This window comes from Sediminibacterium salmoneum NBRC 103935 (assembly GCF_000511175.1).
Taxonomy (GTDB): domain Bacteria; phylum Bacteroidota; class Bacteroidia; order Chitinophagales; family Chitinophagaceae; genus Sediminibacterium; species Sediminibacterium salmoneum.
This window is the reverse complement of record NZ_KI866530.1, coordinates 2509383-2529553: the sequence shown is the minus strand read 5'-3', so window position 1 is coordinate 2529553 and position 20171 is coordinate 2509383. Positions and strand designations below refer to the sequence as shown.

General features: G+C 39.0%; 18 protein-coding genes. 5 read left to right on the top strand and 13 right to left on the bottom strand.

Features of this window, described 5'->3' with window-relative positions; translation table 11 throughout:
* Window position 1: 1 nt before the first annotated feature.
* The 6 genes from P767_RS0111730 to lptB all read right to left on the bottom strand — a co-directional run bounded on the left by P767_RS0111730 (window position 2) and on the right by lptB (window position 6942).
* Entirely contained in the window at window positions 2-1366 is a 1365-nt protein-coding gene (locus P767_RS0111730) for an HlyD family secretion protein (RefSeq protein ID WP_051417415.1), read from the bottom strand.
* Window positions 1353-3011 carry a peptidase domain-containing ABC transporter gene (locus P767_RS0111725; RefSeq protein WP_216593233.1) on the bottom strand — a complete coding sequence of 553 codons (1659 nt, stop codon included), beginning with the start codon at window positions 3009-3011 and terminating at the stop codon, window positions 1353-1355. Before P767_RS0111725 ends, P767_RS0111730 begins: the two co-directional genes overlap by 14 nt.
* A 178-nt stretch (window positions 3012-3189) precedes the next feature.
* Window positions 3190-3822, bottom strand: coding sequence for a carbonate dehydratase (gene can / locus P767_RS0111720; RefSeq protein WP_026764656.1), 633 nt, complete (start codon window positions 3820-3822; stop codon window positions 3190-3192).
* Between the two features lie 8 nt (window positions 3823-3830).
* Window positions 3831-4586, bottom strand: a complete 756-nt coding sequence (gene fabG / locus P767_RS0111715) for a 3-oxoacyl-[acyl-carrier-protein] reductase (RefSeq protein WP_026764655.1) — start codon at window positions 4584-4586, stop codon at window positions 3831-3833.
* 19 nt (window positions 4587-4605) lie between these two features.
* Entirely contained in the window at window positions 4606-6114 is a 1509-nt protein-coding gene (locus P767_RS0111710; RefSeq protein WP_026764654.1) for a GH3 auxin-responsive promoter family protein, read from the bottom strand.
* A 45-nt stretch (window positions 6115-6159) separates the two neighbouring features.
* The gene (gene lptB, locus P767_RS0111705) at window positions 6160-6942 is read right to left on the bottom strand and encodes an LPS export ABC transporter ATP-binding protein (RefSeq protein WP_026764653.1); all 783 of its coding nucleotides are present in this window, start codon (window positions 6940-6942) and stop codon (window positions 6160-6162) included.
* A gap of 47 nt (window positions 6943-6989) precedes the next feature.
* Here lptB and P767_RS0111700 point away from each other — a divergent pair, with 47 nt between their 5' ends.
* Window positions 6990-7943 carry a methylenetetrahydrofolate reductase gene (locus P767_RS0111700; protein ID WP_026764652.1) on the top strand — a complete coding sequence of 318 codons (954 nt, stop codon included), beginning with the start codon at window positions 6990-6992 and terminating at the stop codon, window positions 7941-7943.
* Window positions 7944-8041: 98 nt separating this feature from the next.
* On the top strand, window positions 8042-10030 hold the full coding sequence (locus P767_RS0111695) for a sensor histidine kinase (protein WP_026764651.1): 1989 nt from the start codon (window positions 8042-8044) through the stop codon (window positions 10028-10030).
* A 3-nt stretch (window positions 10031-10033) separates the two neighbouring features.
* Here the strand turns inward: P767_RS0111695 and P767_RS0111690 are convergent, their stop codons facing one another.
* The 7 genes from P767_RS0111690 to P767_RS0111660 form a co-directional block, all read right to left on the bottom strand.
* The gene (locus P767_RS0111690) at window positions 10034-10804 is read right to left on the bottom strand and encodes a response regulator (RefSeq protein ID WP_026764650.1); all 771 of its coding nucleotides are present in this window, start codon (window positions 10802-10804) and stop codon (window positions 10034-10036) included.
* A gap of 10 nt (window positions 10805-10814) precedes the next feature.
* Window positions 10815-11891, bottom strand: a complete 1077-nt coding sequence (locus tag P767_RS0111685; protein WP_026764649.1) for a hybrid sensor histidine kinase/response regulator — start codon at window positions 11889-11891, stop codon at window positions 10815-10817.
* Entirely contained in the window at window positions 11891-13792 is a 1902-nt protein-coding gene (locus P767_RS17735; protein ID WP_026764648.1) for a sensor histidine kinase, read from the bottom strand. Before P767_RS17735 ends, P767_RS0111685 begins: the two co-directional genes overlap by 1 nt.
* Window positions 13793-13797: 5 nt before the next feature.
* Window positions 13798-14193 (bottom strand): response regulator, encoded by a 396-nt coding sequence (locus P767_RS0111675; RefSeq protein WP_026764647.1) that lies wholly within the window; start codon window positions 14191-14193, stop codon window positions 13798-13800.
* A gap of 17 nt (window positions 14194-14210) precedes the next feature.
* Window positions 14211-14858: a response regulator transcription factor gene (locus tag P767_RS0111670; protein WP_026764646.1), complete on the bottom strand. Its 648-nt coding sequence runs from the start codon at window positions 14856-14858 to the stop codon at window positions 14211-14213.
* A 217-nt stretch (window positions 14859-15075) separates the two neighbouring features.
* Window positions 15076-15291, bottom strand: coding sequence for a hypothetical protein (locus P767_RS0111665; protein ID WP_026764645.1), 216 nt, complete (start codon window positions 15289-15291; stop codon window positions 15076-15078).
* A gap of 64 nt (window positions 15292-15355) precedes the next feature.
* On the bottom strand, window positions 15356-16891 hold the full coding sequence (locus P767_RS0111660; protein WP_084799931.1) for a TlpA family protein disulfide reductase: 1536 nt from the start codon (window positions 16889-16891) through the stop codon (window positions 15356-15358).
* Between the two features lie 69 nt (window positions 16892-16960).
* Between P767_RS0111660 and rlmD the strand changes: the two genes are divergently transcribed.
* The 3 genes from rlmD to P767_RS0111645 are packed head-to-tail and all read left to right on the top strand — an operon-like array spanning window position 16961 to window position 20155.
* Window positions 16961-18382, top strand: coding sequence for a 23S rRNA (uracil(1939)-C(5))-methyltransferase RlmD (gene rlmD / locus P767_RS0111655; RefSeq protein WP_026764643.1), 1422 nt, complete (start codon window positions 16961-16963; stop codon window positions 18380-18382).
* Between the two features lie 5 nt (window positions 18383-18387).
* Window positions 18388-19230 (top strand): rhomboid family intramembrane serine protease, encoded by an 843-nt coding sequence (locus P767_RS0111650; protein WP_026764642.1) that lies wholly within the window; start codon window positions 18388-18390, stop codon window positions 19228-19230.
* Between the two features lies 1 nt (window position 19231).
* Entirely contained in the window at window positions 19232-20155 is a 924-nt protein-coding gene (locus P767_RS0111645; RefSeq protein WP_051417330.1) for a rhomboid family intramembrane serine protease, read from the top strand.
* The last annotated feature ends 16 nt before the right edge of the window (window positions 20156-20171 follow it).

Sequence of the window (20171 nt, the reverse complement as noted above, 5' to 3'; positions counted from 1 at the left end):
ACTATTTCTCCTTACTTGCTTTTAGTTCTTCACCCTTAACAGGTTTATAATATTCAGGTGGGAAACCGTTGATGTTTCGCCATAATTCATACCCAATGGGAACGTCTTTTAGCAAGGCAATACCGCTGGCGCCACCACCCATTCTCAATTCTCTGGGCCATGGCTTTTCATTGGGATCTTCAACCACCAGCAATCGGAATTTTCCATTGCTGCTCACAGAAGTTTCAACTGCTGCAATTACGCCACCGAATGTTCCGTAAGAAGCTGCTGGCCAGCCAGAGAAAACAATGGCGGGAAATCCATCAAAAATGAAACGAATTTTTTGACCGGTAGACAACAAGGGAAGATCCATTGGCTCTGCAAACAATTCAACTGCATAGCGAATTTTATCGGGTACAATTTCAACAATCATATCACCTTCCTTCACCATTTCTCCAATACCTGCTTTTCTGGCTTTGGTTATTTGTCCATCCTGAGGAGCAGTAATAAAATACAACTGATTACGGATATCGTAGTTGCTGTATGCATTCTGAAGCTTTGCCACATCGGCTTCACCCGTTGCCATATTAGACAAGGAACTAAATTGCTCTCCCTGGGCTTTGGCAATTTTATCGGTGTATTCCTGTATGGTTCCGTTCTTCTCAATTCGGATGGCCGACAACTCCTGTTTCGATTGCAGGAATTTATTCTCAGCACTTATTTTTTTAGCCACTGCATTCTGATAAGACACTTTTCTTCTTTCGAAATCAACCAAAGAAATAACTCCACTATCAAGCATGTTCTTTGCTGCATCTATCTGTCTCTTGGTAACTGCCAATTCATTTAATACAGCTCCCAGGTCGATGCTATCACTTATTACTTTAAGATTTTGCTGACGAAGCTTAATATCGAGCTGCTCCAGTTTCAAATTTCTGGCTTCTTCCAAAGCCTTCATCTGAGATACAGCCGTTGCAGCTTTATTGCCATACCCCTCTACTGCAATCTGTTTTGCATCAATCTGCTTTTTGGTTCTATTTAATAATTCAGGATCAAAATAGTCGGTCTTTACTTCCCCAATCTGCAAAATGGTATCTCCTTTTTTTACAAAGTCTCCTTCTTTCACATACCATTTAATTACCCTGCCAGCCAAAACTGTATTCAATTCCTGAGGGCGATCTTCCTGACGCAAGGCAGTTACCGCTCCCTTCGCACGAATATTCTGTGTCCAGGGTAAAAAGAGAACCACAATCAGGGTTATTAATGAACCCCACATCCATTTCTTTACCCGGTTGGCCTTCTTGATATTATAAATGGAATGATACGAAGAAAGGCTGCTGCCCTCTATTTCATCCTCAATTACTGTACTAATGAATTTATTGTTGACCATAATTTTCATTTAAAAATGGAGCAATAGCAGACCAGTTTCCAGAAGCTTTTACCACGCCATCCTGCAGATAAATAATCTTATTACAACGAGCTGCAGTATCCGCATCATTGGTCGCAATCAGAACAGTTGCATTTTCTTCAGAAAATATATAATCCTGTATATTCTTTTTGTATTTGCGCTCTAAGAAGTTAAGCGGTTCTTCCAATAACAATAAGCGCTTTTTACCCAATAAAGCCCTTAACAGTAAAATGTCCTGTCTTATTTTACTATTGAGCCTTTTACCAGTTGGATCAAGCACTGTATCATATCCTTTGGGCAGGCTTTGCACAAAACTGGTTAAGCCACATCTATTCACCAGATCAGTTACTTCTTCATATCTTATTTCTTCGCTACCCATGGTAATATTTTCCCAGATGGTACCATTAAAAATATCCTGCTGGCTTAGCAAAATACCGGTCTGAGAACGAATGGAATTCAGGTTGTAGTTTCCAATTGGCATTCCATCCAACAAAATAGAACCCGTAAAATTCGTAAATGCCCCTGTAAGTAATCGTAAAATGGTAGACTTACCAGAACCGGATTCACCCATAATACAAACTTTGTCGCCGGGCACAATATTCAGGTTCAAGGCTTCCAGGGCCTTGACATTGTTTCCATATGTGAAGCCCACATTTTCGAATAATACAGATACCCCATTCTGGTTATCTGAAAGCATAACCGTACCCTGCACTTCCACTTCACTTTCTGTTACCTTGCTCAGCTTCTCCACTGATGTTAGAATATCATATACTTTATCCATATTCAAAATCAGCTTTTCAACAGAGCCGATAATACTGATAATAACAAAGTCTGCAGCAATAAACTGTCCAATATTGATCTGCTGGTCAACCAAAAGCACGGCGCCTACAATCAGCATGGCAGCCGTAATTACTACTTTAAAGATGATCAAACTCCAGTATTGAGTTAATAACACTTTAAAATAACTGGTTCTGGCATCCAGGTATTCTGTTACAATTCCATCGGTCTTTCTGATATTTAAATTGGTACCTCTCGAATATTTAAAAGACTTGATAACCCTTGCCATTTCTTCTAACCAGGCAGCAGTGGCAAATTTCATATTGCTTGCCTCAATGCTTTTTTGAAAACCAGCAGGTAATGTGTATCGCATAATCAAATACACAATTAAAGTTAATACAGCTCCAAAGCCAATAAATACGGGGTGATAAAGGGAAAGAAGTATAAGACCAAAGAATATCTGAATAATGGCAGCGGGAACATCCAGCAATAATTTTTCAACCGCTTTCTGAAGAGATACCGTATCAAAAAAACGATTTACCAATTCAGGCAGGTAATAGGCATCTAATTTTTCAATATTCATCTTAGGCAGTCGGTCTGCAAACTCAAGAGAATATCTCACAAATAATTTTTGCTGAATTTTTTCGGTAAGTTGTAACTGCCTTACCTGTAAAAGGCCATACAAGAGAACGGCAGCAACTACCAGGAATATTAAAATAACAATTGAAGTAGATATGGAACCTGCTAAAACGAATCCTATAATTGTTTGTATACCCAGTGGCATTGCCAAACTTAATATGCCCGCTAATATGGCAAATGCATATATGGAGGAAACGTCTTTTTTGTCCAATTTTAAGAGCTCCAAGATTTTTCTCGCCGCCCCCCTCGGTGATACTGCCTTATGATTTTTTTCCATTGCGCGCAAATATTACAAGTATTATACCATTATTAGCTTTATTACTAATAAGTTTTTGTGAAACCGTCTAATACAGATATTCCTAAAATGAATAAACGGGAATAAATCCCGTTTATAAATCATCAAATTCATACAGAGCATCTATATGCGTTCCGGCCTGCATTTCCTGTATGGGTTTTATCAGACCGTCCTGTAAATCATAAACCCATCCATGTAAATGAGGCACATTTCTTTCCTTCCACGCTTTCTGAATAATAGAAGTTTTTGCCAGATTCAGCACCTGCTCCTGCACATTGAGTTCTATCATTCGGTTTAACTGCTGTTTTTCGTCTGTTATGGCATCCACTTCTTCCCTGTGGAAACGATGAACGTCTTTAATATTCCTGATCCATTTATTAATGATGCCAAAATTGTGATTGGTCATGGCAGCTTTTACTCCTCCGCAACCATAGTGCCCACAAACTATGATATGCTTTACTTTCAACACTTCCACCGCATATTGTAAAACACTTAATAAATTCAAATCGGTGTGAATGACCATATTGGCAATGTTCCGATGAACAAAAATTTCACCGGGCTGCGTGCCGGTTATTTCATTGGCAGGCACCCTGCTATCGCTGCAGCCAATCCACAAAAATTCAGGATTCTGAACATGTACCAGCCTGTTAAAATATTCCGGATCAACAGCCAGTTTTTCTCTGGCCCAGACTTTATTATCGGCAAGTAACCGTTCGTATGATTGCATAAATCTGTTTAAATATTTAATCCGCCACAGGCACTGATTACCTGACCTGTAATATAAGAACTCATATCACTTGCCAGGAATAGGGTGGTATCGGCTATTTCTTCTGCTTTACCGAATCTGCCCAATGGAATTTTTTGCAGAAACTGTGCTGCTCCATCCCCGTCTTTTAAATAATGAGTCATATCGGTTTCAACAAAACCAGGAGCAATGGCATTGCATCTGATATTTCTGGAACCCAGTTCAGCGGCAATGGATTTAGTAAAACCTATTATCCCTGCTTTGCTGGCTGCATAGCTACTCTGTCCGGCATTTCCGCGAATACCAATAATGGAACTCATATTGATGATACTACCCTGCTTGGCTTTCATCATAGGACGGATTACCTGTTTGGTCATATTGTAGATACTTTTCAGGTTCACATCTATCACTTCATCCCATTGCTCTTCGGTCATTCTAAGCAACAAGTTGTCTTTGGAGATTCCAGCATTATTTACACATATATCAATGGCACCAAACGCTTTAACAGTATCATTCACCAGGGATTCGCAATCTGAAAATATGGCCGCATTGCTTTTTACCGCTTTGGCTTTCACACCCATTGCTTCTATCTGCTGAACCAGGGCCGCTGCTTTTTCGGCACTACCATCACTAACATATGTTAACACAATATGACTTCCGTGTTCGGCTAATTTCAAAGCAATAGCTGCACCAATTCCTCTGGCTGCTCCGGTAACTATAGATACTTTTCCTGCTAATAATTTCATCTGATTCGTTTAAATAGGTCTATAAAAAATTACGTTTTATTTCTTCCACAAAAATCCGTTCATTGCTTAAGCGAGGCACTTTATGTTGTCCACCCAATTTGCCCTTTTGCTTTAACCACTTATTAAAAACCCCTTCAGGTAATGCATGTACAACAGGCATGGTTAATGCCATATCCCGGTGTCGCTTGGCTTCATAATCGCTATTCAATTCCTTCAAAGCTGCGTCAAGCATAGCTTTAAAAGCTTCTATGGAAGCCGGAGCCTGCTCAAATTCAATCAACCATTCGTGTGCACCCGCAGAATTCTCTCCAAAATAAATAGGTGCCGCCGTATAGTCTTTTACCACAGATCCTGTTTTCTCGCTGGCTATGGCAATAGCCCTGTCCGCATTATCTGCAATCAGTTCCTCTCCAAACGCATTTATATACTGTTTTAGTCTGCCAGTCACTTTTAATTTGAATGGAAATTTACTGATGAATTGAACCGTATCGCCCACCAGATATCGCCATAAACCACCGTTGGTACTGATGATGATAGCATAATGCTGACCAATTTCAACATCTTTCAAACCAATGGTTTTAGGGTTGGGTTTACCGTATTCCGCAACAGGCATAAATTCATAAAAAATACCATTTTCTGTAAACAAGAGCATGCCGTCCTCTTCCGGGGATACCTGTGCAGCAAAAAAACCTTCACTGGCATTGTACATCTCCAGATAATTACAGCCCTCCCCAATTAATTTCTGAAACTGTGATCGATAGGGCGTAAATGAAACTCCGCCATGTATATACAATTCCAGATTGGGCCAGACTTCTTTCAGGGTCTGCTTTCCGGTAATTTCTAAAATACGCTTAATTAAAATAAGGGTCCAGGTAGGCACACCCGAAATAGATGTAACATCTTCCTGAATGGTATGCCGGGCCATTTTTTCAATTTTGGCTTCCCATTCATCCATCAAAGCAATGGAGAGTTCCGGGGTTCTGATCCAATTTGCCCAAATAGGTGTATTCTGTAATAGAACAGCACTCAGGTCGCCGTATTGCATGTCATCATTGATGGGGCTAATCTGATGACTGCCGCCAATAACCAGCCCCTTACCCGTTAGCAAATCACTTTCAGAACGATTATTGTAATACATCGTAAGCACATCTTTGGCACTTTGAAAATGACAATCTTCCAGGCTTTCCTTGGTAATAGGAATAAACTTGCTTTTTTCACTGGTGGTTCCGCTGCTTTTGGCAAACCAGTTTACCGGAGTGTTCCAAAGAACATTCTCCTCACCCTGCATAATTCTGTCTATATAGGGTTTTAAATCTTCATATTCATGAATGGGAACCGTCTCTTTGAATTTCCGGATATTAAAGAGTTGATTAAAGCCGTATTTTCTTCCGAACTCCGTGTATTGTCCATGGGTTATCAGGTCCTGCAACACTTCTCTTTGAGCTGCAATAGGATCACTGGCCCATTGTTCAATACGCCAATGCCTGATACGGGCTAAACGGGATATGGCAGGGCTTAATAATTTCATGATTAGAGTACGGCAAAATACGGCATCCGCCGCAGAAAATCAATATCAATCAAGGTTTTGAGACTGATTTTCCTTGGCCATATCAATAATCCAGTCTTTTCGTTTCAACTCGAAATTTGTGCCCAGGTACAATCTTCTAACCTGCTCATCTTCTGCCAGTTCTTCGGCAGTTCCGTGTTTAAAAATCTTACCTTCAATCAGCAAATAGGCTCTGTCGCAAATAGACAGGGTTTCATTTACATTGTGATCGGTTATTAAGATGCCGATATTCTTGTATTTCAACTTAGCCACTACAGATTGAATGTCTTCCACTGCAATGGGATCCACCCCTGCAAAGGGCTCGTCGAGTAAAATGAACTTGGGATTCACAGCAAGGGCACGGGCAATTTCTGTTCTTCTTCTCTCGCCACCACTTAAACTATCCCCATTGTTTTTTCTAACATGATGCAGGTTAAATTCATCCAGAAGGGATTCCATTTTGTGTTGTCTTTCCGCCCGGGTAAGCTTGGTCATTTCCAGCACCGCCATGATATTGTCTTCCACGGTGAGTTTTCTGAAAACACTGGCTTCCTGAGGTAAATACCCAATACCCATTTGTGCTCTTTTGTACATGGGAAGCTTAGTAATATCCTGATCATTCAATAAAACCGTTCCCTCATCGGGTTTAATCAATCCTACTACCATATAAAAGCTGGTGGTTTTTCCAGCCCCGTTCGGACCCAACAAGCCAACAATCTCCCCTTGTTGCACACGGACCGAAACATTGTTTACAACAGTCCGTCCTTTATAGCTCTTTTGTAGGTTGTTGGTTTGAATAGTCAGGTTCACAGGCTAACGCTTTATACAAATGTAATATGTCGTTTGTATATTGCAACATGAAAGTTACCGAACATATACAGCAGGCCAAGGATACATTAATTTCTTTTGAAGTATTGCCCCCGTTAAAGGGAAAGACCATTCAACATGTTTTTGATCATCTGAATCCATTAATGGAATTCAAACCCAGCTGGATCAATGTTACCTATCACAGAAGTGAAACGGCTTTCAAGAAAAAAACAGACGGAACTTTCGAAAAAGTGGAAGTGCGCAAAAGACCAGGTACAGTAGGCATTTGCGCCGCAATCATGAACCACTATTCCATCGATACCGTACCCCATTTTATTTGTGGTGGATTTAACAAAAGAGAAAGTGAAGATGCGCTGATTGATCTGAACTTCCTCGGTATTGATAACGTACTCGTTTTAAGAGGAGACGCCGCTAAAAACGAAGCCAGCTTTGAACCAGAACCCGACGGACACAAATACGCGATTGACTTACAGAAGCAGGTTGTAAACCTGAACAGTGGAATTTATCTGGATGATGATATCCAGAATGGAGGAAAAACCAATTTCTGTATTGGAACAGCAGGTTATCCCGAAAAACATTTTGAAGCTCCCAATCTGGAAATTGATTTACAAAGACTGAAAGAAAAAGTAGATGCGGGTGCCGATTATATAATGACTCAAATGTTTTTCGACAACCAGAAATATTTTGACTACGTAAAAGCCTGCAGAGACATGGGCATAAACGTTCCCATTATCCCGGGATTAAAACCCATCACCAATAAAAAACAACTCTCTGTTCTACCCAGAATTTTTCATGTAGACATTCCAACTGATTTATCCAATGCCATTTCCAAATGCAAAACTGATGCAGACTGTGAGCAGGTTGGAACCGAATGGCTGATTCAGCAAAGCAAGGAACTGAAAGCATTTGGGGTACCTGTTTTACACTACTACACTTTAGGAAAACCAAAAGTTATCTGGAACGTGGTGAATGCTGTTCATTAAAAACTCATTAATCCGATTAATTGATACATCATTAGCGATTAATTGATAATCAAGGCGCTTAAATATTGATAATTTTGACAAGTATCAATATTTCTTAAATGCTCCACCTATTAAATAGCATTTCCAAAGCCAACAGTGTTTTATTATCCGAAGGAAATATAAACAAAGCCATCAACGATGTTATTGCAGTATTAGGAACTGCAACACAGGTTGATCGGGTTTATGTTTTCACGAATAAAAAAGTCGGCAATGAATTACGATTATATTATACACATGAATGGTGTAGGGTGGGCATAGAACCCCAATTTGGCAATCCGGAGTTAAGTGATCTTTCCTACGATTTTTTCCCTCATATGTATGAAACCCTTGCACAGGATAAATTCATGTATGGATTGGTTGAAGAATCGACCAATCAGATTTTTCGGGAAATAATGGAATCTCAGGGTATCCTTACCTATTTATTTACACCCATATTTTGTGACGGAGATTATTGGGGTTGGATTGGCTATGACAACTGTACTACAAAAGACAAGTGGGAACCTGAAGTTGTACAATCACTGTATACGGTTGCTAGAAATATTGGAATCCGGCTTTCCAGAGAGAAAGCTGAAACAGCACAAAATAAATTACTCGAAAGATTTGAGCTAACCATCAAAGCATCTCAACAAGGGATGTGGGAATGGGATATTTCCAACAACAAACTCAACTACTCAGAAACTTTCATGAAAATGATTGGTTATGAACCTTTTGAATTTGATCACACTTATGAAAACTGGAAAACCAGAGTACATCCAGAGGATATTGAGCAAGTAGAAAGGAGTTTATCAGATTACTTTACAAATAATGTACAAACCTATCAAAACGAACATAGGCTGAAGCACAAAGCAGGGCATTATGTTTGGATTAACGGTTTCGGAATAGCCAAAAGAGATGAAACAGGAAAGCCTATTTACATGGTGGGAACTCATGTAGACGTTACAACTCTTAAAAAGCAACAGGAAATATTGCAAGAACAAAAGAACGAATTTGATAAGCTGATCAATAATTTGGGAGAAGCCGTATTCAGATTAAACAGTTATAATCAGATTACCTTCATGAATCAATACTGGGATGAAATCTCAGGCTATTCTATAAATGACTGCATGATGCAGCCAATTACATTGTTTTTTGAAGAATCAGAAATTCCTTTAATTCTTGAACAGATTGATGAACTAAAAAGAACAGAATCAGGCAAGTCTACCATTGAAGCCAAACTGAAACACAAAAAGAAAGGCTGGAGATGGGTAGAACTATCATTGAGAGAAAACAAGGCAGCTTCTGTTAAAGATTATTTTATTGCAGGTAGTATCATTGATATTCATGATAAGAAAATTGCACTGGAGAAAGAAAAAGAATTGGCAGAATTAAAAGCAGGTTTTGTAAGCTTGACTTCTCATCAATTCAGAACTCCGCTTACTGTTATTTTCTCGAACATTGAAGTAATTGAAATGGCAGCCAGGAAATTGAATATAGATTTATCTGATCGCATTAAGGATTCTGCCGGAATGATTAAAGATCAGATTGAACGTATGACACAGCTGATGGATAATATTCTATTGGTAGGCAGATACGACGCTCAACAACTTGCTTACAACTTACACCCGATTAATATTACACAATTTATCCGCTCAATTATTAAGACCTACTTTCAAAATGAAACTGATGGCAGAAACATTATTTTAAATGAGCCGGATCTTGAGCATAGAGTGGCAGCAGACGAATTGCTTTTCATGCATGTGATTACCAATATTATTTCCAATGCATTTAAATATTCAAAAGGAAGCAGAAATCCGGAACTTACCATTAGCTATGAAGACAATATGGCTGTTATGAATGTTAAAGATTTTGGTATTGGAATTCCGGCAGATGAAATTGAGAAAGTGTTTCATTCATTTTACAGAGCATCCAACACAGTAACATACCAGGGTTCTGGTCTGGGTCTATCCGTTGCAAAGCAATTCATGGAATTGCACAATGGAAAGATCTCCTTAACCAGCCAGCTGGGGCAAGGCACCGAAGTCCGGTTAACCTTACCCTTGATTCAGTAATGCTTAATTTGATATAGAAGAAGAATAAGCTTTAGGCGGCTTGCCATATTTCTTTTTAAAGCAATGACAGAAATAAGCAACTGAATTAAAGCCTGATTGAAAAGAAACCTGTTTTACACTCGTATTCCCCTGACGCAACAATACTTCTGCCTTCATTAATTTTATTTCGGTAATATACTGCTTGGGGGTCATATTGTATTTTGCCTTAATCATTCTTTCAAGTGTAGATACACTAACAGACATTCTTTTGGCAATGGAAGGAATGGTGTTTAAATCGTCTTCGCTAAGCTTCTCAACAATTGCTTCAAAGGAATCTTCAAAGAAGTCTTTCGAATCAGAATTGGTAAAGTTTTTGGTGGCCAGCAATCTTTTCTGTTTTACTTTTTCTTCATTTACCTGAAGAATTCCAGTAAGATTTCTGATTTTAAGTAGTAACTCTTTTGATTTTATAGGCTTAACTAAAAAATCATTCGCACCCAACTCTAATCCCTGAATAATTTTATCTTCTCCTGACATTCCTGAAATAATAATAACAGGAATCATATTGGTAGAGGGATTGCTTTTTAATAATCTCAGAAGCGAATAGCCGTCAAGGGGGTAGGGCAACATAAGGTCCAGCAAAATGATATCAGGTGTAAACTCTCTCAATATTTCAAGCGCTTCATTGCCGTCAGCTGCACCTGCTACATCATACGTCTCCTGCAATATCACTTCAAGTGACATACGAAGCATTTTAGTATCCTCAACTATTAAGACTTTTTTTCTTTCGTTCATAAAATCTATATTATAAGTTCAATAAAATTTCTGTTTTAATACCGTTTGGCTGAAGATCTTCAAAAATGAGCTGGCCGTTTTGGCTATGGATGATTAGTAAAGACAAAGCCAATCCAATTCCCAATCCCTGTTGTTCAATTTTCTTCCTTTTCACCTGTCCAATGATCCCTGAATGAGCCCTTAATTCGGCTGCCTTACAAGTATTACCCTCATCTAGTATTTCAATATTGATTCCATTTGATCTGAACCTTGCACCCACCACTACTTTCTTACCATTTTCAGAAAATTTAAATGCATTGTCTACCAATTCATATAAGGCAATTGAAAACAATTCTGCGCTAAGCACTACTTCCCTGTCATCCATTTCAGTAAAAACCAAATCAGCTTCTCTGTTATATTCTTTAGCTACCTGCAGGCAAATGTTTTTAACCAGTTTGGTTAGTTCAACATTTCTTCTGTCGCTTACTGGTGCAATGCCGGATATTTTAAGATCATAATAGGTTTTAATCTTGCTAAAGGTTTGCTGAAGCCTGTTGCTGGAACTTTCCAGATAATTACAGAAGTCTTCTATTTCATTATTGGCCAGTTCACTTGCCTTCTGCTTAATTAAATTGGTAAAAGAAAGAATCCCATGCATGGGCGTCTTGAATTCATGCCCTACCATTAGAATTATGGTTTGCTCAAGACTATTAATCAACTTTTTCAAATGTTGTTCCAGCTGATCTTTCCGCTCAAGTCTTCTTTCTATAGACTGAAGCAATTCTGCACTTTTGAATGGCTTGAAAATATAATCATCAGCTCCTAAATTCATACCAGTGCGCAAATCATTGTATTGCGCCTTGGCTGTTAAAAATATTAATGGAGTCTCTATGCCATTTTTACGCAGTTGCTCTAGTAACCCAAATCCATCCAGGACCGGCATCATCACATCGCACAATATCAAATCAGGCTTTTGCGTCTCTGCTTTTTCCAAACCAATTTGCCCATTTTCTGCGGTATCAACAATAAAATCATTCAGCTCTAAAATTGTTTTTAAAGAGTCTCTGATATCACGTTCATCCTCAACAACTAAAATTCGCTTGCTCATTATTTTAAAATTTTATTGCTATCAAATGGGAACCGGATACTAACCATTGTCCCTTTATTCTTTTTACTTCTTACACGTAAAAAGCCATTGTGATGATCTACAAAGAATTTAATAGTCATTAAACCCAGTCCTGTACCTTCAATTTCACCTACATTGGACCCCCTCACAAAAGGCTCTCCCAATCGCACAAGGTCTTCTTCTTCTATTCCAATACCAGCATCCACCACTGTTACAAACCAGTGCTGTTTAGTGAAGCTTACTCTAATTGCTGGATTGATGGTAGACTCTGAGGAATACTTAAAGGCATTGCTTAAAAGATTCGAAAGAATATGCCGAAGCATGGTTTTATCAAATTTTACCAGTCGAGGCTCTCCTTTCAAAATAAATTGAAGCGTCCGGCCATCTGTCCAGGGACTATAAGATTCCTCTTTAATTTCATTCAGCATTGCCTGGATGTCGAGTAACTCCAGCTGTGGCTTGATACGCCCAGATTCAATTTTACTGATAAACAGAAAATCGTTCATCAACTGAGTCATCTTATCCACTTGTCCAACAATCCTATTTATATAAACAAGTCCTTTTTCAATCATATCCGGAGTTAGCTTACTATACACCATCTCCAAAATTTCCGCGCTGGAAAGTATTACAGACAGAGGGGTTCTTAACTCATGAGAAACCATTGACATGAAATTGGTTTTCATTTCACTCAGACTTCTTTCCCGCATAGCGGTTTCCAGCAAATCTTTCTGTGCTTTTAACTGATCGGTAATATCAGTAAAGAAAACGGCCACAATTTGCCCCCTTTCTTTTACATGATTAAAGCGGGTCATGTAGTAGCGCATGGTTCTTAACTGACCATTCTTGTCTGTTATTACAATCTGCTTTTCGGTTCCTGGTGGCAACTGATAGCCACTAAAAACCGTAAACAGTGTTTTTCGGAAATTCTCAAGTCCGGATTCAATTAACTGGAAGAGACTGCTTTCGCCCAACATGTCCTGATCTAATCCTGTAACATTCAGCCACTGAGAATTTACAAAGTTGACAGCGCCATTCATATCCAGTGTAATCACCAGCTGGTCAATATTGTTAAACATTGACTTTAATTCATTAAAAAGCTCTTGCAGTTTCTGTTCGCTTTCTTTTATACTAGATACATTTATCCCGTACCCAATAACATATTCAACTTTGCCTTGTAAACCAATTACGGGAGAGAATCGGCGAAGATTGTAAATGATTTTACCAGACCCGTCTATATTTTGTTCTTCAAATTCTACTGTAGATTTTGTTTCTATACATTTCTGAAACAGCGTTCTTCTGGTAACCGCATCATCTGTACTTTTATTCGACCGCTTACAATAATCAAAATCATCTTTTCCAATAATCCATTTGCGCATTTCAGGATTTCCAATAGCCAGCTTATTTACAAAAAGATACCGGTGCGAAGGATCAAATATGGCAATATCTGCAGGAATATTGTTCATCAGGTCTTCGTAAAAGTGCTTCTGAGAATTAGCAACACTTAGCACATTGGATTCCTGAGTTGGCTTTTTATACAACCATAAATGCCCGATTATTTTACCCTCAATAATGTACGGAATATAATCCCTTAATAAGGTCTCGCCGCTTTTGAATTGTATTTCTTCGTTCAATACGGTTTCGCCATTGGCATAAATAGATTCAATTCTGGAAAGGAAAAGAGATGGTTCCAGAAAATAATCTGCCGATTCAACCGCACTGTCTTTGCAATTGGCACCAATTAAAACATCACTCGGCGCATCAATACCAAAAAGCGTACAAAACGGTTGATTTACATATTGTATAATATGATCTGAAGACTCAAATAACACTGCATTCGGCAGGTTACTAAAGATAAAAGACAGTTCTTCTTTTTTCAGATTCATTATGATTAATTAAGTTGTGATATGCCCAAATTGATGGCATCAATCAACACTTCCTTTCTCACTGGTTTTTCAAAACAATCCAAAACTTTACTTCCAATACCTTCTTTCATATATATCGATAACAGGTTGGCTGTAATAACTATAATTCTGACTCTTTCCCGAAGCTGACTATCCTGGTTAATCAATGAAATCACTTCACTGCCATCCATATTGGGCATATTCAAGTCTAAAAGGATGATTACTTTTTTATTAGGATTCTCGTTTAAATACTGCATGGCATCTGTTCCATCAGATACACCAATCACTTCCATTTCAAGTGTTTTTAACATATGCTTTAAAATCACCCGATTGATATCATCATCATCCGCAATCAGTAAAGTATATAAGGAGCCTGCTGTCATTATTTTATTGGGGGGAATTAATTTTTACCAGACACTCTGTTTATGAATGCCATTTTAGAATTTACTTTTACTTTTTTATAGATATTCTTGATGTGTTCGTTAACAGTTGTGTAGGACACATTTAAAATAGTGGAAATCTCCTTGTAACTTGACCCTGCAACCAATAGTTCTGCAACCTGAATTTCTCTTTGAGTTAATCCAAATTCATGAAAACGATCTGTACTGCCATTTGAGTTAAATCGGGTTCTTGCAGTTTGAATTAATCCGGTCATTGTTTCCGGATCCAGCACTGTTCCTCCGGATTTCAATATCTCTATCTGCTTTTGCATTTCTGCCAATCTGAAAGGCTTTAATAAAAACCCATTGGCTCCGTTCATCATTGCCTGCCAGGCTATCAAAGGATCTTCCATACCACTGATTACCAAAATTTTTACCCCCGGATAATAGCTGCTTATAATTGAAATAGCATCTAATCCGGAAATTCCGGGTAATCCTATATCCAAAAGAACACAGTCTGGAACTATACCTGCATCCTGACGAATACTGATCCACTTTTCAATTCGGTTACAGGAAAAAACCAAAGACATATCCTGCTGAAGCGAGATATAGTTCTCCATTGTTTTTCTTAACTGAACATCATCTTCTATGATACCGATTAAATACATGCTTGTTTTTACAATTCTTATAATTATTAGGAATCTGTACTAAAAACTTATACAAAAGTAACCAAATAAGGATGCCGTATTTTCCCTTAAACTAGGGATACCCATAACTTATAAATTTACAAAGGGTAGAATTGAAAAACTATGAGATAGGTCATAAAAAAAGCGGAAAATATTTTTCAATAGCTCCGCTTGTATTCGGGGGATAAAAAGACTATGTTTAGGGTCTGGTTGTTGATTCCTTCAGGTTACTTTTTGCAGTAAACTGAGTGCCAACAAGGCTTTTATTGGTTGAAGAAGCATTTTCCACTATGCTGTTTGTAAGCAAAAGAAACACAGTAACCAGATAAGTGAACACAATAGAACTGATTACAGCGGCTGATAATCTGAACTTCTGATGATGTCTGTTTTTGATTTCTTCGTATATATGGTCCATGTTGTAAAATGACTACAACATCTATGAAACCCATATCAAATAGCAATCATCCTATGAAAAGAAATCAGCGTTTTTTAGCATCCATCAAAGCATCAAACTGTTCCAGCGTAAGTTGCTTTGCCAGAATACGTTTATTTTCATCGAGTAAATAGAAAGTGGGCGTCTTGAAAATATCATACAATTGCCTGTAGCCGGGCATTCCAGCCTTTTCTTCGGTCTGTCTGTCTTCTTTTGTTTGATAAACATGGGTCCAGTCTGCAGATAAATTTTTCTCTGCAATGAATTTTTTCCATGCCAGATTTTCATTTTCATAAATATTCACAGAATAGATGGCCACCCCATTTGCCTTCCACTTCGCTTTATACAATGAATCGAATCGGGGTATTTCTTCCTTGCAATGGCCACAATTGGGATCCCAGAAAGCAACCAATGTAAAAGGGGCTTTCAGGTCGTATAATGGCTTTCTTTTGCCAGTACTATCTGTAAGGTTAAGCACAGGAGCCTGTTGCCCCAACTGATTGGCCATCAAACTATAAGCTCTTTCCGTAATGGTTTTTCTGGATGCCGGATTTAACAAAGCTGTATCGCCTTTGGCATAGAAATTTTCAAACAAATACACAAAAACCTTATCCTGACCCATGAATTCCGGATTAATGTATTTGTTAGTGAACTTGGTTAACAGGTATGGATAAATCTCTTTGCCTGTTTTGGCCATGAATAGCATTTGTTTTACTTCCTGAATAATGGAATCAGGCTCGGGAGATACATAATATTTAAAGTAGTCATCTAGTTTGGATTCAAAAAAAGGAGTTCTCAGTAAAAGGTCTTCATTAAAAAGTACATCATCCCAGAAATGCTGTTTAACAAATTGGTAGGGATAAGCAGAATCCGGCTTTCCTTTAACCATAGGAACCGGTGGCAGTTCCGGCCTTTTCATGATGTAAAACAAGGTTGACAATAATGAATTAGGATGTTTCAGGTGTATATTCTGCTGATACTGCTTAATTTCTTTTTCTACTTCTGCCAGAGAAGCCCTCATTTTTGGAGCTTCTTCCGGACTGGCAGAAAGCAGCGCTGTTCTTATTTGCTGTGCCTGTCGCCCTTTTTCATTGGAAAATTGGGCATATTGTTTAAAGAGGTCATTGTCGGGAGATCCAATGATTTTTGCTGATTCCTTGGCGGCTGTATCCCCCTTTATTTCAAACCTTTGCTTGCTATCCATTAAAAACTCAAACTGAATGGTATAATTAGGTGAAACCACAAAATAGATGCCCTGGGTTAGTTTTTTATCCCCCTTGAAAACACCCTTGCTGTTTATGTCTAAAAAGGCAGAATCAACCAGGGTCATGCCTTTCCCAAAATAACTACCCAGATAAATTTTAGTGTTTTTAAGAGGGGTAAGGGTGATGGAGATTTCCCTGCCTGCATTAGCGGCCGTAGATTTTTCCGCTTGCTTTGCCGTAGATGTACCAGATTGTTTTGCCAGCGTTTTAGCCTGGGTTTTAACAGGCGGATTTACGGTTTTTTTCTGTGCAAAAGACTCAATGGCTTTTCCCACAATCAATCCATTCATTAACACAATCATCATTATACGACGCATACTCACTATTTAAAGCTAAAAATACGCAATTTAGGGGGCTAAATAGAAAACGCAACCTACCTTTACAAAGTGAGAAAACAACGAAAAACAGTCATACTTGAAAAAGTATTGGTAGAAGATTATGCAGCCGAGGGAAAATCGCTTGCCAGAGTAGAAGGAAAAGTCATTTTTATAGAGGGGGCCGTTCCCGGAGATCTGGTAGATATTCAGTTGACAAAAAGCAAGGCAGACTGGGCCGAAGGATATACGGTTCATTTTCATAGCTATTCAACAGACAGGGTTCAGCCATTTTGCAAACATTTTGGCGTATGCGGAGGTTGTCAGTGGCAAATGCTTCCTTACGAAAAGCAGTTGTTTTATAAACAAAAACAGGTTACCGATAATCTCACCAGGATTGCCAAAATTCCCTTACCCGAAATTGCCCCAATCATAGGAGCTGACGTCACAAGGGAATACCGGAACAAAATGGAATACACTTTTGCCACCCGAAAGTATATACCAACAGAAGAGTTCCGCCAGATGAAGGCAGCAGGTGTAGATTTTGACCTGGAACCAGGAGCCGCCGGATTTCATGTGCGTGGTTTTTTTGATAAAGTGGTGGAAATTGATACCTGTCATTTGCAAAAAGAGCCCACCAACCATATCAGAAAGGCGGTAGCAGCTTATATTTTAGAAAACAAGCTGCCTTTTTATAATATAAAAACACATCAGGGCTGGATTAGAAATCTCCTGATCAGAAACAGCACTACAGGGGAATTAATGGTAAATATGGTGATTGCCTATGAAGACAAGGAGCACCGGATTGCCTTGCTAGATCAGCTGCTGGCTCAGTTTCCGGAAATCACCACTTTACTATATACCATCAATGGTAAAAGAAACGACAGTTTGCACGACCAGGAACCCATTGTTTACCATGGCAAGGGTTTTATCATAGAAAAATTGGAGGATTTGCAGTTTAAAATAAGTCCCAAGTCCTTTTTCCAAACTAATACCAGACAAGCTGAAAAATTATATGCCGTAACAAGAGAATTTGCTGAACTGGATGGAAGCCAGCTTGTTTATGATTTATATTGCGGAACAGGGAGTATTGGCTTGTTTGTAAGCAAACTGGCAAAGAAACTGGTGGGTGTAGAAATGGTAGCTGATGCCATAGAAGATGCAAAAGAAAATGCGGCTTTGAACGGAGTGGATCATGCCCGCTTCTTTGCCGGGGATGTGATTGATATTTGCGATGACGCTTTTTTTGCAGAACATGGCAGGGCCGATGTAGTAATAACAGACCCGCCCAGAGCAGGCATGCATGAAAAGCTGGTAAAAAAACTGCTTGAAATTGCAGCCCCAACTGTGGTGTACGTCAGTTGTAATCCCGCAACACAGGCAAGAGATCTGGCATTGTTAAGCGAGAAATACGAAGTAACCAGAATACAACCCGTAGACATGTTCCCGCATACCCTGCATATAGAAAATGTTGTACAGCTCAAACTGAAGTAAATATTATGACAGAGTTCCGACCCAGTAGATTTGAAATATTACCGACGATTGTTAAAAATTTACTCATCATTAATGGGCTTTTTTTTCTTGCCCAGAATGTACTTTCCGGCCCTGCAGGTTTTCTGAACATGGAAGATATTTTTGCCCTTCATGGATGGCAAAGTAATCTGTTTCAACCCTGGCAGCTGGTAACCCATATGTTTTTACATGGCGACTTTGGTCATATTCTGGGAAACATGTTTGCTCTCTGGATGTTTGGATCAGTTTTAGAGAATCTTTGGGGATCAAAGCGCTTTCTTACTTTTTATCTGATCTGCGGATTGGGAGCGGCTTTTATTCATTTGCTTTTTTTAAGCTATGAGTTTGTGCCGTTGATGAAAGATTATCAGGTATTGTTCAATCTGCACGAAGACGGAGGGGCTTCTTTAAACAATGCCATGATTCGTTTTATTGAGCGCTACGATGTACGATTCGAAAATCACAGTCAAATCATCAATGGTTTAAGATACAACCCCGACAATGCCATGGCCAGTGCCCAGATGTTTGAGGCTTTGACCAATTTCTACGAAAAGAATATCAACACAGCCACTTTAGGTGCCAGCGGAGCTGTATTTGGTATTCTGGCAGCTTTTATATACCTGTTTCCCAATACCTATATTTATATATATTTCCTGTTCCCAATCAAGGCAAAGTGGATTGGTCTTTTGTATTTTTCCTACGAATTCTTCTTTGCGCTGAAAAACTCAGCCGGCGACAATGTTGCCAGATGGGCCCATATTGGTGGTGCGATTGTAGGATTATTAATTGTTATAACCTGGAACAAAACCCGTAAAAAAACGTTCTATTAATATGTCACTCTTATCACAGAAAAGTACCAGAAACATATTATTAGGTCAGGACAATAATGCGCTTGTATTTCTGTTCGCGGTAAATTCCCTTGTGTTTTTACTGATTAATTTTATTAGGATTATCTACTTTTTATCGGATATCCCATTGGAATTTTTCAATAAGCAAATTCTGGACTGGTTTACCCTATCGCCGGTACCTGATATTTTCTTTTCCCGTCCCTGGACCCTGTTCACTACCATGTTCACGCATTTGAGCATCTGGCAATTGATCAGTACTTTACTCTGGCTTTGGGCTTTCGGATACATTTTACAAGACCTGGCAGGCAACAGCAAACTATTGCCTATTTATCTCTATGGCGGGTTTGTAGGAGCCCTGGTGTTTCTTTTATCCAACAACTTATTCCCTGTTCTCGAAAGAAATATTCTCATCACGCCGGCCATGATGGGCGGAGGCGCGGCTGTAATGGCTGTGGCTGTTGCTACCACCACACTGGCGCCCGATTATCGTTTGTTCCCCATGATTAATGGGGGCATTCCGCTATGGGTACTTACGGTTGTTTTTGTGGCGATTGATTTTGCCACTTTATCAGGAGGCAATGCAGGTATTGGTGCTGCGCATTTATCGGGGGGGGCCATGGGTTTCTTTTTTGTGAAGCAGTTGCAAAAAGGTAGAGACTGGAGCAGCTGGATGATTGCGTTGGTAGACTGGCTGGACAATCTGTTTAATCCGGAGAAAAAAAGCAATCAGGTAAAGCAACACGAAAAGCACTTTTACAGAGTGAATAGAAAACCCTACGAAAAAATTGCCAATGTTACCCAGCAGAAGCTGGACGATATCTTAGATAAAATAAACCAACACGGATATGCGTTTTTAACGGAAGAGGAAAAAGAATTCCTTAACCGGGCCAGCGATCAAGACTTATAATGCAATCCAGTTCCAA

What these genes read in the sequence shown, in the direction of transcription:
- P767_RS0111730 (WP_051417415.1), bottom strand. Translation starts at nt 1,366, where the DNA reads ATGGTCAACAATAAATTCATTAGTACAGTAATTGAGGATGAAATAGAG.
- can (WP_026764656.1), bottom strand. Translation starts at nt 3,822, where the DNA reads ATGCAATCATACGAACGGTTACTTGCCGATAATAAAGTCTGGGCCAGA.
- fabG (WP_026764655.1), bottom strand. Translation starts at nt 4,586, where the DNA reads ATGAAATTATTAGCAGGAAAAGTATCTATAGTTACCGGAGCAGCCAGA.
- P767_RS0111710 (WP_026764654.1), bottom strand. Translation starts at nt 6,114, where the DNA reads ATGAAATTATTAAGCCCTGCCATATCCCGTTTAGCCCGTATCAGGCAT.
- P767_RS0111700 (WP_026764652.1), top strand. Translation starts at nt 6,990, where the DNA reads ATGAAAGTTACCGAACATATACAGCAGGCCAAGGATACATTAATTTCT.
- P767_RS0111695 (WP_026764651.1), top strand. Translation starts at nt 8,042, where the DNA reads ATGCTCCACCTATTAAATAGCATTTCCAAAGCCAACAGTGTTTTATTA.
- P767_RS0111690 (WP_026764650.1), bottom strand. Translation starts at nt 10,804, where the DNA reads ATGAACGAAAGAAAAAAAGTCTTAATAGTTGAGGATACTAAAATGCTT.
- P767_RS0111685 (WP_026764649.1), bottom strand. Translation starts at nt 11,891, where the DNA reads ATGAGCAAGCGAATTTTAGTTGTTGAGGATGAACGTGATATCAGAGAC.
- P767_RS17735 (WP_026764648.1), bottom strand. Translation starts at nt 13,792, where the DNA reads ATGAATCTGAAAAAAGAAGAACTGTCTTTTATCTTTAGTAACCTGCCG.
- P767_RS0111675 (WP_026764647.1), bottom strand. Translation starts at nt 14,193, where the DNA reads ATGACAGCAGGCTCCTTATATACTTTACTGATTGCGGATGATGATGAT.
- P767_RS0111670 (WP_026764646.1), bottom strand. Translation starts at nt 14,858, where the DNA reads ATGTATTTAATCGGTATCATAGAAGATGATGTTCAGTTAAGAAAAACA.
- P767_RS0111665 (WP_026764645.1), bottom strand. Translation starts at nt 15,291, where the DNA reads ATGGACCATATATACGAAGAAATCAAAAACAGACATCATCAGAAGTTC.
- P767_RS0111660 (WP_084799931.1), bottom strand. Translation starts at nt 16,891, where the DNA reads ATGCGTCGTATAATGATGATTGTGTTAATGAATGGATTGATTGTGGGA.
- P767_RS0111650 (WP_026764642.1), top strand. Translation starts at nt 18,388, where the DNA reads ATGACAGAGTTCCGACCCAGTAGATTTGAAATATTACCGACGATTGTT.
- P767_RS0111645 (WP_051417330.1), top strand. Translation starts at nt 19,232, where the DNA reads ATGTCACTCTTATCACAGAAAAGTACCAGAAACATATTATTAGGTCAG.